Genomic DNA, 13803 nt, shown 5'->3' with positions numbered 1-13803 from the left:
CAGCTTATTCGTTGTCTCGATCACGGCACTGCTATTACCTGCCTGAAAGAGGTCTACTGCTACCACATCATCACCACCGATCGCATCATAAAAGGCTTCGGATTCACAGTGATATCACCGGATTTTTAAAATAAGCCGCTTCGAAGTTTTTATCGATTTACGGAAGGCTACCGTTGTGGCCAGAGGATTCTGTTCGAGCCACGGACCGCTTGTGTATATGCCCTGTCTTATGAAGATCTATACCGAAATGGGCCATGTCACCAACGCCGATGTCCACGCTGCCACTGGAGGAATTATCTTTTGTCCTTACCGCATGATCATAGACATATCGATATCGCCGCGATAAGCACGGAACATTCCTCCTGTCCTTCGCCAGATACCGAAAACACATCATAAGTATAGGAAGGCACAGCAATATTAGGTACTTCTGGTTTTTCCTGTAGGCGATTTCTTTCTCCCTGTTATAATCCAGTAAAGCCCTTCGTTGCCATTTGCCCGCTGATAATGCAGATAACCATATGCAGGTAGTGCAATACGTTTGTCTTCATTCGCGATACGTTGTTTCGCTACATAACCACTCACAAAGAGGCTTGGGTGTAAACCTTTTCTGCAGATCCAATTTTTGCGGTATAATTATACGATGAGTTGGTAAAAGGAAGATTAATAGATGGAGTAAAGGATGGATGTGCAAAGGAAATAAAAGTAGAAAATGTAGAGTTTTGTGCAGAATAAGACTTGTCTCCGTCTTTCTGGTATTGCTTTAATCCGCCACTAAAAGTCAGGGCTTTCAACCCCTCCCGGGAATATAAGCTGTTCCCATAGACACACTGCCACTCAGGCCGCCGTTTGCTCTTGCTTTTTCATCTGCGAATTTATATGACAGAGAGCGACCTATTGTAAGCCCTTCCTGTGAACTATTCGTAATAGACAGCCCGGTAGTGAACCAACCCATATTATTAGCCCCTGCATTGATGCTGGTATTTACATTTGTTTCTAACCGACTCCCTTATAAGTATTATGCAACACGCCAATACTTGCACCGAGAAAGAACTTTGCATATTCGCTCAAACCAGTAAATTCCACATCCGCACCAACCGTTACTCCCACCGTTCTGTTCTCTTTTACACTGGACATCTTCTGAATCGTATCTGTCCCGCTAAAATCATCAGGCAGACCACGCATATTACGTGTAATAGATCCCGGATTGATATTCCATCCCAGACCTACCCAGCTGGCATCCTGTTCCATCGTCACTCCTCCGCTATAGCCAATCGCCAAAGGATATCCGTCCACATCCAGCAAGGGAATACTATAGGAGAAATCACCCGTAAACAGGTCTACCATATTCTGATCCCCGACTGAATGGAATGTCTGCGTTTCCGGCTGACCGGGCCCACCATCTTCCATTGCTTTTTCCGCTTTCAACGGAGCCACAGGCGGCACGCTGATACCGGCCGCATGGCCTCGGAAAACACTTTCTTTTGGTGGTATCGGATCATAGGTCCGTCTTGTGTGATTGCTATTATTTATTCCTCCTGCCGCAAAGGCGTATCCGGGCAGGACTACTTCACAATAAAGCAGCGTCAGCATCGCCATCGCGAATGCTTTCTTTCGTCTGGCAATAATCTCCAGTATCATCTAATATATATTTAAGTATAGGGAATACAAATCCGCCCTTCCGGAGAAGCGTATTTCGTATAGACATGTAATTGTCGGGAAGTTCTTATCTGCCCGTTAACATAACAATGTGTTTAATCGCGAATAAAATAACATACGCAATGGCTGGCTGGCATCGCCACCCGGGATAACTGATTTCATGGTAGAGGTTTATAACTATTTATGTTGTAATACTACGGTATAGATAATCTGCTGTTGCATGTTACAACATCAGATCACGGCTATATTTTATGGTTAATGACAGTGGGCAACAATACTGTGGTACAGTGTCTCTTAATTGGTTCCTTTAATTAGTTTGTTGCAAACTCAAATATGGTATAAACCTACATACAATAACGAATATTTCAAAACATTCGCAGAAAAAATATCATTTATACACTAACTGCTGTGTTGGAATGAAATGGTTTTCAGAATAATATCTTCTATATGTTTTTTTAAACAGCATATATCCGGACCGTAGTCATTAAAGAAAATAACAAAGGTCACAGAAAGCCATATTGCCCGGCCAGTTTAATGGCAGCTGCCACACTGTTCACGCCAAACTTATCCATCAGGTTCTTTCGGTGACTTTCCACGGTATACGGACTAATAAACAGCTGCTCCGCTATCTGCGCAATGGTCAGCCCTTCTGCTGCCAGTTTCAGGATCTCCTTCTCCCGACGCGTCATTTTAGGCAGTTGCGTCAGTCCGCCTTTACCACTCTGCCGGCGCAGGATTCTCTCGACTGTTCACACACATAACTACCCCCTTTTAATACATCCTGAATCGCTTCCACAATGATCTCGCTAAGGGCATTTTTCTGAATATATCCACTCGCTCCCTGTCTCAGCATACTATTGATAATAGGCGCCTCATTATGCACGCTCAATGCGATTACATAGACGTCCGGGTGTTTCTTCTTTACTTCCGCACACAATTCCACACCATTGATATCCGGCAGATTAATATCCAGCAGTAAAATATCAGGTTCTTTCTCCTGAAAAGCTTCCAGTGTCTCTTTTCCTGTGGAGCAGGTACCCATTACGGAAAAGCCGTCTGTAGCATTCAATACGTTCTTTAGTCCTTCCAGTACTATCGGATGATCATCGGTGATAAATATCCTTACCATATACTTAATTAATCGGGAAATTGATCTCTACAGCCGTTCCCTCACCCGGTGCAGCGTGAAACTGAATATCTCCTTTCAGGTAAGCTACCCGGGAGCGTATGTTGAGCAATCCGGCGGAACGTGAGTTTCCCGCCTTATTTATATCAAATCCTTTTCCATCGTCTTCGACTGTCAGAAAGAGCTGATTGCCGTTCTGCTGTAGCTGTACGAGTACGGCAGATGCAGCCGCGTGTTTGACAACATTATTGACCAGTTCCTGTACGATGCGATATACCACAATCTCTTTTACATGGTCCATTTTGGCATGCACCCCTACGATCTGCGCAGTGATCTCGAGTTGATCGTTACTGAGGTTTTCGCAGTAATTACGCAAAGCGGCCGCCAGGCCCTGTCTGGCCAGCAGTTCGGGTGTCAGATTATGTGCTACCAGCCGCAATTCTGCAACGGCTGCATCAATGCGTCCCAGCGTCTTTCTGAGCAGGCTTTTCTGGCTGTCCTGTCCCAGCATAGGCAGCATACCTGACAACTCTATTTTTGTGCCGGATAATAGTCCGCCGAGACCATCATGCAAATCCCTCGCCAGTCTGGCCCGTTCATTCTCCTGTCCGTCCAGCATGGCTGACAAAGTAATAATCTCATTATCTTTATTGATCCGTTGTATCTCCAGCTGATGCATTCTGCTTTGCTGCCGCATACTTTTAGAACGTTCCCGGTAGGCATATATCATCAACCCCAATGCCGCCAGACTGGCCAATATTAGCAATGCATACACCGTATTCAGCCGACGGTTGTAGAGCATCTTCTGCTGAATAGCTTTGAGTTCCTGATCACGTTGCCGGGATCTCATATGGGCCATTGACAGTTCCTGTTCTTTTTGTTGTGCGCGTAACTGTGCGAGAGATAACTGCTGACGGTTCTTTTCACCTTGTAGTTCCATAAAGGCCAGTTGCTGCGCTCTTTGTTCATCCTGAAAGTGCAGGTGGTCTATCTCCCCTGCTTTTCTTTCTGCATCCAGCTGCATAAATGCCAGCAGTTTTTCTTTCTTTTCTGCTTCATACTGGGCTTCCAGCCGTTTACCGGTGGACATTTTTTCCGCATCATATACATCCTGATAGACTTTCAGGTATTCCCGGTAATAATGTAAGGCATCCACATAGTTGCTATCCCGCTCCGCGAGATCTGACAAGCGCCTGAATATGGTAAACAATGTCCGGTTATCATACAGGGTTTCCTGTTGTATATAAGAAAGTGCCTGTATCATGAGATGCTGTGCGGTCTTATAGTCTTTATCCAGCTCTGCAAACTGGGAAAGGATCGTGTATGCATCTGCAACAAAGGTGTATTGCTTATTCTTCAATGCATCTTCCAGTCCTTTTCGCGTATAGCGCAATGCGCTGTCCCGCTGCTGATAGTCCGCAAACTGCGTGAATATATTGGCCAGATTTATGGCAATGAATGCATAGTCGGAAGCTGATTCCATATTCGGTCTGTTCTTCTCAAACACATGCAAGGCTCTGGTGTAATAATGATATGCAGAATCCAGGGGTCTTGCAGAAGTCGTATCCAGCCGGTATTGGGACTCAAAAGTGGTGCCCATCATACGATAGGCATTGAAGATCGTGTTGGGGTTACGCGTCTTTGCGGCCAGCATGAGATTAAGACGTGCGTATTTCTCCTGTGTATTATAATCATTCCATTCTGCATAAATGCTATACAGCTCATTATAAATGGCGCCTTTATAATCATCTGTACCCGCAGCTTCCAGTAATCTGAGTCCGCTGATAAAGCTCTTAACAGCTTCCGCAGCCTGATTATCGCGGTTCTGCATCCATCCCCTGCAATATTCCACATACCCCTTTATACGCATATCCTTTGTATGCGCTGCATACATGACAGCACTATCGAGGTCTTTGTGTGCTGCGTTGATCTGATCATCAATACGGCGGCTCATTGCCCGGATACCATAAGTATATGCGGCATATCTGCCATCAGGCATACTACCCGCCTGTATCAGCTGTTCCTGAAAAACGCGGAAAGCCGCTGCTTTCTCGTCCCTGAAGAACAGGACAGAACCATATTTCGTCATTAACAGGATGCGTTCACCTTTTTCCAATCCGGGGCGTTTCAGGGCTGCTTCCAATGTATCAGCGCCCCGCTGTGCGGAGGAGGTACCAAAGAAAAAGATATGGCATAACGTCAGGATGATATATATACGAACCAATACAAGACTTTTATTCTACGATAGATGGCGTAAATATAGTACAAAACGTTTTTACGAAAATTAGTTGAATTTAGGGAGAAAAGGCATCTTCATCTGCCGCTACCTTTGACCTATCAACGAAAACAAAACCCTTTAGTATGTTTGGATTCTTTAAGACGAAACCTGTACGCGACGAGTTCTATCAACAGCATAAGCTGTCTGCCGAATGGGAACCATACCTGAACATAGGCGCTTTACTGATCGAAGGTAATCTGCGCCGTGATGCACTGACCTTACAGTCAAGACTGGCATCCGGACAGCTGATCCCATTGTTGCAGAACGCGTGGAGGATCCATAATAGCACTGATACCAAAGCACTGATAAACGATCTGCTGACCCTACCGGTGACGCAGAAACAGGCCTTTATGTCAGCAGAACAGCTGACGGACAATGCCCTTTACCAGCGTATTAAAGATAATTGCGGGAAGTCTTTCGCCCAACATAACCTCTATTTTAGTAAGGAGTACTTCGATGGCATACGGGACTTGTCTGCCTGGGATATTGAACGTGCGGGGCTTATTACCCGTTATGCCTTCAATGCAGACTGGTTAACACAGGAAGAAGCGCTCGGCTACCTGAAGGCGCTCCACAAGCTGGCGAAGCAGCATTATACCAACTGGCTGGATTACTATCTGGGCTACCTCAAAGGCAGGACCCTCATTTTTGACCCTTCCATTGACAATGCGCTGGATTACATTTTCGCGCTGGGCTCTTTTTATAAGGACGATTTCTTCGTGGTCTCTCATCCGTTGTAACATTATTCCTTTGATCCTTTGTTTTGCCCTGATACCCCGGTATAGAGCCCTCCGGCTTTATACCGGCTTTATACCAGCTTTATCATGTTTTGGGCAGATCAACAGAAAATACCGGTATCCCGGTATTCTTATTTGTTTCAGTCTGCCGTAATTTTGCCATATGTTTAGTAAACAACCCTTTATTAGCTGTCTTTTTTTACTCGCCACCCTCTTTAGCTCCTGTTTCGAAGTGATTGAAGACGTAACAGTGAATAAAGACGGCTCCGGAAACATGAAACTAACCCTGAATTTCAGCCAGAGTAAAACAAAGATCGCGACCCTCCTGATGATGGACAGTATCCGCGGCCATAAAGTACCGGGACGCCCTGAAATTGAGGAGAAGATGCAGGAGGCAGCCGCGAAGCTGAGGACCATGAAGGGGATTTCCAATGTTACGCAACAAACGGATTTTAATAATTATATTGCTACCATCAGCTTTTCTTTCAGAAATACTTCTGACATCAACAATCTGACGAAAAAGCTGCTGGATGAATATGAAGTTAACACCAATATAGCCGCCACCTATTCCTACGATCAGGAAAAGGCGAAATTTACAAGGGACTATAAATACTCCAACGAAGTCCGGGAGCAATTCAGTAAAATGAAAGAGAAGGACAAGGAAGTGCTCAAAGCAGCCTCCTATATCAGCATTTTCAGGTTCGGGAACGTCATCAGCAGTTACAGTAATCAGGCCGCCCGACTGGCCAAAAACCAGCAGGCTGTCATGCAGCGCCTCCCTTTGTATGACCTCGTAAGTGGTAAGGCGGACATTTCCAATCAAATACAATTATCAAAATAGCATGAAACGAGTTTTGCAATTGATAGCGCTTGCTACCTGCACCGGATTAACAGCTTCCGCGCAGGACTTAGCCTATAAAATCCCCGAAAAAGCATTTACTGTCGCTTCTATAAAAAGCGGACAATTATTCCGTCTCACTACTGTGAATGCCGTCAATAGTTCCCTACCCGGAAAAAAGCTGCTGGAGTCTATATCCCAAAGCACCCGGAAGGATTATAAAAGCATCGAAGAACTGGGCTTTAGTCTCTCTGCGAATAGTTACTACTACTTCCAGATGACTGACAGTATCGATTATACCTGCGTACTGATCCCGATTGCGGATCCTAATAAAGTGGATGCCCTGCTGCGCAGCAGTCAGGAGCCTGTATTTGAACAGAATGGGATCAATGTATCCGCTCGTCCCAGCGCGAAAAGTGTGGTAGCATGGAATAAACAGTTTGTGTTCCTGACCTATGGTCGTGCGAAAGACAATTTCTTTGCTGATTCAGCAAGAGCAGCCAGATATGATATCGAGCTTGCCGGCGATCCTTATGTAGATACAGTTGAACCTATAGAAATCACAGATTCTGCTGCAACAGCTACCTATGATGAACCCGTCATCGTAGAAGCCCCGTCACCAATGCCGGATACCATACCAACAACAGTACCCGATGATGCACCACCGCCACCGGTAGTGGATTTCAATGATAATGAAGCATATAACGAAGGACAAAGCTATGAAGAGCGCCAGCTTATCAAAGACAGTCTGAGTATGTTATGGCTCACCAATAACGCTTTACAGGTATTTGACAAAAAGAAAACACACCTTCTATCCTGAATAGCCCGGGCTACAGACGTACCACAGATCCGGATGCAGTCGCCACTTTCTGGATGACTGACATGCAGAGCATCTACTCTTCCTTCCTGCCTTATACGCTGATGAAATACGGTTATCTCATGCGCGGATATGGCTCCTTCAATGCCAGATTGTATCTGGGCAAAGATAAGATGCGCCTGACCAGTGAAATCGGACTCGACCCGCAGAAAGCAGCCAGCTATGGAAAGATCTGCGACCAGCAACTGAACAAAAAGTTCCTGAAATATGTTAATAGCGACAGCCTTATAGGCTTTATGAGCATCGCTTTTAATACCGAGGCCTATATGAACGAGCTCCCGTCCCTGTTTACCGGTATGTATGGAAAGTTTGATGAAGAAATGAGCATTTTCGGCGAATTCTTATCCATTGCCCTCGACGAAAAAGCCGTGGCCAAAGTAGTAAAAGGAGATGCATTATTCCTGCTGTCAGGACTGAGTGAAAAACAAGTCAGCTACAGTTCTTACAACTACGATCCGGAAACCTTTGAATACAGGGATACTATCAAAACTAAAACGGAAACCCTGCCTGATTTCCTGTACATGTTCTCCTCCGATGATCCCCGTATCATAGAGCGTCTGTTACAATATGGCATCAAAAAAGAGAAAATATTGCAGGATAACGGCGTTTACTCCCTTGAACAGTCAAGGAAGATGCCTTTCAATCTGCACTTCCTGATCAAAGACGGTATTGTGTTTATTGGTACTTCCATAAAGGATATCCGTCAGATCCAGAGCGGTTCTTTCAAAGGTAATATCAGCAAAGAGCAAAAAGCGCTGTTAAGCAAAAACAATTTCTCCCTGTTCTTTAACCCAAAAACAATGAGCGCCAGCATCCCTGCGGGCGAACTGGGTGACGGTGCAGAGAAAATGCGTAAGCTGCTTGATGGTGCGGGTAACCTGTATATGACTTCCACAGGTATCAAAGACGGTTATGTAGGTGTTGATATGGTTGCTGATGTACCCAAAGAGAAAGAAAACGCACTACAATATTTCCTTGATCTTATAGAAGAAATGGGAAAACTAAAATAGTTGTGTCTTTTAATGGTTTTATAGTATCCCCCCGCGGCCATTCCTGGTGCGGGGGTTTTCTATGAAAACGATCCATCACTTGAGATATATAGCATAAAAAAAGACACCCTTACAGGTGTCCTTTATCATTGTTCAGTGTTCGCCTTGTTCTTTGTCTGGTATTTATTCTTCTTCGTTCATCCTTCGTTGATCCTTCGTTTATGAACGAAGGATCAACGAAGGATGACTATTATCAAAGTACTATATAATCAATATCAGCATGGAAATTGTCCTTAGAGTGCTTCCGGATGTAATATATCCAGTATTGGGTGATCAATACCTGACAGCGTCTCCATTTCCGGTTTTATAAGCTCTATTACGACGATCTCATTAGTGCCTTTTTTCAGCCATTCTGCCGGCACATAGATAGTCTGTTGCGGACCGACCTGCCAGTATCTGCCTAAATGATGTCCATTGATCCAGACAGCGCCTTTCCCCCATTTACTCATATCCAGCCATGTATCGCCGGTTTGTTCCAGTGTAAAGGTTCCTTGTCTGTAGACAGGTGCATGCTGGCCTGATCCGGTGGCTTTTACCGTTGTCGCCGGTAATTTATCGAATGGCAGGCGGTATTGTTGCCAGCCCTTCAGTTCCTGTTTGTCAAATAACACTTTTTCGGTAATACCCTTCCGGTTGGATAACAGGTACGGACCAAAATTGATACGGCCCAGATTTTCCACCAGCAGGTCCAATTTCACTTTACCGGCCGGCAGTTCCAGTAAAATACTATCTCTTTTGGATCTTCTGTCCAGTACACCTACCCTTTCTCCGTTCACCATTACTATGCAATAATCACGTAACTCTTTCAGCTGTAAAAGGCCCTTTTTACCCCCTTTCAGAGTCGTGCTGTACATTACCCAGCCATAAGCCTGACCGAGGTCCTCGAATGTGCGGGGAGTAGTACTGGCAACAGGCTTTGGTAACAGTGCAAAAATACTGCTTGTCTTTGGAAGATGGATCTCAGGGATCGTGATCACCGGTCTTTTTGCCGGCACGTCCGGCAAGGTGGTACCAGCAGGCAGGTGTCTGGCAATGACATTACGGAACTGCATAAACTTCTCAGTGGCGTTACCTGCTTCGTCCAGCGGAGCATCATAGTCATAACTGCTGATCTGTGGTTCATACGGATCGCTGTCATTGGCATTCGCACCATTCATAAAACCACGCGTTGTACCGCCATGGAACATATACATATTAATGGATATCCCTGCGGCCAGCACGCTATCCAGTTTACCCAGATATTCCTGATAAGGAACGGTATGATGTTTTGTACCCCACCAATCGAACCAGGCAGGATACCATTCCGCGATATAATAAGGCCCTTTTCCGCCATGATTTTCGTTGATCAGCTGTTTTACCTGTATGGGGTCATCCACGCCATTAATAGCCGGTAATAAGCCTGGTAAATGGCCATTTTTGATAGCCGCTTTCGGATCACAGGTATATAGCAGTCCGTCGAAGCCGGCCTCAATAAATAGCTTCCTGTTTATATCGAGATAATCTTTATCATCAGCATAGGAACCATATTCATTTTCAATCTGTACCATCAGGATATTTCCGCCGTGGGTCACCAGCAAGGGGGATAGTTGTTTACCTACCGCCATGATGTAGTTCCTGTAGGCTTCGAGGTATTGCGGCTCCTTACTGCGCACTTTCAGTCCTTTGATCTCCTGCAGCCAGTAAGGATAACCACCGAATTCCCATTCTGCGCAAACGTAAGGACTAGGTCTTAATACCACCCATAACCCTTCTTCTTTCGCCATTTTTACAAATGCAGCGATATCATTATTGCCGGAGAAATCGTAGTGCCCTTTTTCCGGTTCATGGACATTCCAGAAAACGTAGGTACCAATCGTATTCAATCCCATCGCTTTTGCCATCTTCATTCTATCCCGCCAGCATTCTCTGGGTACACGGGGATAGTGTATTTCACCTGATATCATCTGCAGGGGTTTTCCATCCAGCAGGAAAGCCGTATCACCTAACGTAAAAGTATGTTGCTGCTGCGCGATTGAAAACAGGTAGGAAAAAACAATGAGTAATGTAATAAAGCCAGTCTTTTTCATGCCGGTTCTTTTAAAGTTTGATACTGCCTGTCACTGTTACTACAGCACGTGCAGGGATGATAATCTTATTTTGTACCGGTACGGGTTGCAGATTACCGGCATCGGAAGTGACATAGGAGCGTAAGCGGCTGATCTTTCCTTTCGTAGTTGCTGCCGCCAACTGCACTTCCTGTTGTGAGGGATTGATGATAACAAGACAAACGCTTTTATCTGTATTTCTATACGCAGATACCAGCAGGGTACTGTCTCCGTCAAGGCCTGCTTTAATACGCTGAGCACCCGGACGGATAAAGCGGCTGAAATTGCCCATTGCCCACAGCATCTTGCTGTCATGATAATCACCGTCTGTTTTATTTTTATCGATATATATCAGACCATCTTTATAATCATAGGGAGAAATCGCCAGCCAGTATTGCCATGCTTTTGCATTGGCAATAGCCAGATCGCGATGAATAACAGTTGCGAGATACAATGCTGCATCCATCCCATAATCTCTTTTACTGCCATTGATTTCTCCGGCATTATCTCCGAGAATGCAATACTCAGACTGCCAGAAGCCTAATCCGGGTACTGCCGCTACAGCAGCGGCTAATGTTTCTCTTGTGCTGACAGCAACATTCGCCGGAGATGTTGTAAAGTAACTATGTCCTGCAATGTTACGGCTGATGTTAGAGAGGTTTCCTACATAATATGGCGAGGAGGAATCAAAGAATGCTGAGACCTGTTTACCTTTGGCGGGTTTATCCGCAGTACTGAACAGATAGTCCAGTTTACCTGCTTCCCCGATTAATATTTTTGTATTGATCTTCCTCGCTGTCAGTGTTTTGCTGATGCTTTTCGCCACAGCACTGATCTGTGCATTATCGTAAGGGCAACCTTCCTGATTACCGTCACTCCAATCCCATTGTGGTTCATTGACAGGACTGATAAAATCGAAATGTACACCGGTAGTTTTATGGATACCATGGATTGCATCGGCAACATATACTGCCATTGCATCATATTGCGCAGGAGCGATATTGCTGACACCTTTATGCGCAAATGCCTTACCATTGGTGGTCAGCTGTACCGGTGGACTGTTCAGGAATCCCAGAAACTGCGGAACCTTCCTTTTGCGGGCCGCCTGCAGGAACCATAACTGACCGGACTGGTGCTGCCAGTCATTGGCACGCCTCCATTCATCCTTGATGCCACTGCTGTCTCCCTGTTCTGCGCTTCCTGCACCAATATTGTAACGCCACATGGATAAGCCGATACCTACAGGTACACCGGATGCGGTGGTATCTGTGCTGAAAAGCCAGTCCGCCATTACGTTCTTCTTGTGCTCAGGCCAGTTGCCTACAAACTGTACAGACCATGCATCAGAGGCGCTGAAATTGTCTATCGTCTGGTATGTCGTACCCGGGTCGATGCTGACATGAACTGCGGTGGTCTGAGCCACCGCAGTTTTTATGAAAGTAATGACCATCAACACCGGCATAAAAATTTTTCTCATACTAATATCCGGTAGTTTGTTCCAGCTTGTTATTAGTAGCCAGGATCTCTGTTCTTGGAATTGGTAACCAGTAATTCTTCTCGGCGAACAGGCGTCCGCTCAGGGCTTCTTTTCTGGTATATACTGTTTTACCATTTACAATTGTAACGTCTACACCGTACGCTGGTACGTTTTCCGTCTGCATAGCGATTTTCCAGCGACGTACGTCATAATAACGATGCTCTTCAAAGGCCAGTTCCACCTGACGCTCTCTTCTGATCACCTCACGCATCTGTGCCTGAGAAAGACCTGCCGCCAATGCCGGTTGTTTTACGCTTTCACGCTGTCTGATCTGGTTGATCGCAGCATATACCGTTGCATCCGGACCCGCAGCTTCGTTCTGTGCTTCTGCGTAGTTCAGCAGCACTTCTGCATAGCGGAGGTAAATCCATGGTTGCAGACCAGCCACTTCCCACGGGTTGTCAATCGGATTGTTGTCATCCATAAATTTACGCAGATAGTAACCTGTTTTAGTGCTATTCCAGTTGGAAGGGCCGTCTTTACTATCCTTTCCGCCGGGTGTATACCCCTGAATGGTAGATCCTCTGTAGCTTGCGCCATTGTAAAGGATGCTGGCATAGAAACGGGCATCCCTGTTGGCATACGGATTCGCTGCATCATAGCCGGAGGTAGCATCCGTAATTGGTTTACCACTTTTCATTTCATAGGCATCTACCAGATTTTGTAACGGTGAATTACCTGCCCAGCCATTATAACCATTAGGACCATTTGCAATTTCCATACATACGTGACGCGCACCGATCGCATACTGACGGCAGAAAATGATCTCATTGTTATTGACATTGAGGAACAATTTAGTATAATCGGGTGCGATAGAATATTGTGTCAGGTCCATCACTGCTTTGGCAGCAGCTGCTGCCGCTTCCCATGTACCTGTATTATACAAAGGACTTGCCGCATACAGCAATAAACGTGCTTTCAATGCCAATGCAGCACCTTTGGTAGCACGACCCAGCTGCCATTTATCGTCGTTGGCAGCAGGCAGGTATTGTACCGCAGAATCCAGTTCAGCTACTGCATAATCAATCCCTTCTTTTATAGACGCTCTGGTGTAATTGGCTTCTGCCATATTATCATTCAGGTTATATACCTTATCTCCGGTCAGCACTACTTTTCCGTAGTTTCTGATCAGGTCATGATAACGGAAAGCACGTATAAAATGCAGTTCACCTCTCAGGCGGTTTCTCAGTCCTTCACTCATCTGCACCTGCATGATATTATTCAGTCCGTAGTTACACTCTCTGATACTACGATAACTTCTACCCCAGATCGTGCCGGCAATACCCGTATTCTCAGGCGCCAGCAGTCCACGCTGCATCAGCCATGTGTTATCATCATTGTTGTAGATCGCTTCATCACTGGCAGAACACCACATGGCGTATTCAAAGCCTCTTCCAAAACCGGGGTTGGTTCCCTCCCCTTCTTTGTCCTGCAGCTTGATACTCATGTATCTGTTGATCACATAATCATTGAAAAGTGAAGAGTCAGATAAGATCGTTACATCAGCCACCCTGTCTGTCGGTACTACGTCCAGATAATCTTTCTTACAGGAGGCTAAAGTGGCGCCTGCAAGCGCTATAATGGAATAAAAAATGTGCTTAGTTTTCATCGATGGAATTTT

Annotated in this window: 12 protein-coding genes; 4 read left to right on the top strand and 8 right to left on the bottom strand. The window is 45.5% G+C overall.

All coding sequences use genetic code 11. The annotated features are described in order from the left end of the window. Positions 1 to 417: 417 nt before the first annotated feature. From FEF09_RS31025 to FEF09_RS26180, 5 genes are all read right to left on the bottom strand, one after another. Positions 418 to 582: a hypothetical protein gene (locus FEF09_RS31025; protein WP_186774539.1), complete on the bottom strand. Its 165-nt coding sequence runs from the start codon at positions 580 to 582 to the stop codon at positions 418 to 420. 411 nt (positions 583 to 993) lie between these two features. Continuing rightward, positions 994 to 1638: a hypothetical protein gene (locus FEF09_RS26190; protein ID WP_146307849.1), complete on the bottom strand. Its 645-nt coding sequence runs from the start codon at positions 1636 to 1638 to the stop codon at positions 994 to 996. Between the two features lie 521 nt (positions 1639 to 2159). Next, the gene (locus FEF09_RS31960; protein WP_222597154.1) at positions 2160 to 2345 is read right to left on the bottom strand and encodes a response regulator transcription factor; all 186 of its coding nucleotides are present in this window, start codon (positions 2343 to 2345) and stop codon (positions 2160 to 2162) included. Positions 2346 to 2359: 14 nt separating this feature from the next. Next, positions 2360 to 2785 (bottom strand): response regulator transcription factor, encoded by a 426-nt coding sequence (locus FEF09_RS26185; RefSeq protein ID WP_222597152.1) that lies wholly within the window; start codon positions 2783 to 2785, stop codon positions 2360 to 2362. 4 nt (positions 2786 to 2789) lie between these two features. Beyond that, a complete protein-coding gene (locus FEF09_RS26180) occupies positions 2790 to 5006 on the bottom strand; it encodes a sensor histidine kinase (protein WP_146307848.1) in 2217 nt (738 codons plus the stop codon). Between the two features lie 137 nt (positions 5007 to 5143). Here FEF09_RS26180 and FEF09_RS26175 point away from each other — a divergent pair, with 137 nt between their 5' ends. The 4 genes from FEF09_RS26175 to FEF09_RS26160 all read left to right on the top strand — a co-directional run bounded on the left by FEF09_RS26175 (position 5144) and on the right by FEF09_RS26160 (position 8522). Continuing rightward, positions 5144 to 5800: a DUF1266 domain-containing protein gene (locus tag FEF09_RS26175; RefSeq protein ID WP_146307847.1), complete on the top strand. Its 657-nt coding sequence runs from the start codon at positions 5144 to 5146 to the stop codon at positions 5798 to 5800. Positions 5801 to 5960: 160 nt separating this feature from the next. Then, positions 5961 to 6638, top strand: coding sequence for a hypothetical protein (locus FEF09_RS26170; protein WP_146307846.1), 678 nt, complete (start codon positions 5961 to 5963; stop codon positions 6636 to 6638). A gap of 1 nt (position 6639) precedes the next feature. After that, entirely contained in the window at positions 6640 to 7455 is an 816-nt protein-coding gene (locus tag FEF09_RS26165; protein ID WP_146307845.1) for a hypothetical protein, read from the top strand. Between the two features lie 62 nt (positions 7456 to 7517). Next, on the top strand, positions 7518 to 8522 hold the full coding sequence (locus tag FEF09_RS26160; RefSeq protein WP_146307844.1) for a hypothetical protein: 1005 nt from the start codon (positions 7518 to 7520) through the stop codon (positions 8520 to 8522). Between the two features lie 272 nt (positions 8523 to 8794). Here the strand turns inward: FEF09_RS26160 and FEF09_RS26155 are convergent, their stop codons facing one another. From FEF09_RS26155 to FEF09_RS26145, 3 genes are read right to left on the bottom strand one after another with little or no spacing between them, the layout of a single operon-like run. Beyond that, on the bottom strand, positions 8795 to 10627 hold the full coding sequence (locus FEF09_RS26155) for a glycoside hydrolase family 35 protein (RefSeq protein ID WP_146307843.1): 1833 nt from the start codon (positions 10625 to 10627) through the stop codon (positions 8795 to 8797). 10 nt (positions 10628 to 10637) lie between these two features. Further along, complete coding sequence (locus FEF09_RS26150) at positions 10638 to 12122, bottom strand: glycoside hydrolase (protein ID WP_146307842.1); 1485 nt, start codon at positions 12120 to 12122, stop codon at positions 10638 to 10640. 1 nt (position 12123) lies between these two features. After that, positions 12124 to 13791: a RagB/SusD family nutrient uptake outer membrane protein gene (locus FEF09_RS26145; RefSeq protein ID WP_146307841.1), complete on the bottom strand. Its 1668-nt coding sequence runs from the start codon at positions 13789 to 13791 to the stop codon at positions 12124 to 12126. Positions 13792 to 13803 lie beyond the last annotated feature (12 nt).

The organism is Chitinophaga pinensis, assembly GCF_007896845.1.
GTDB classification, from domain to species: Bacteria; Bacteroidota; Bacteroidia; order Chitinophagales; family Chitinophagaceae; genus Chitinophaga; species Chitinophaga pinensis_C.
Note: the sequence above shows the minus strand (reverse complement) of the source record. Positions and strands in the feature narration are given on the sequence as shown.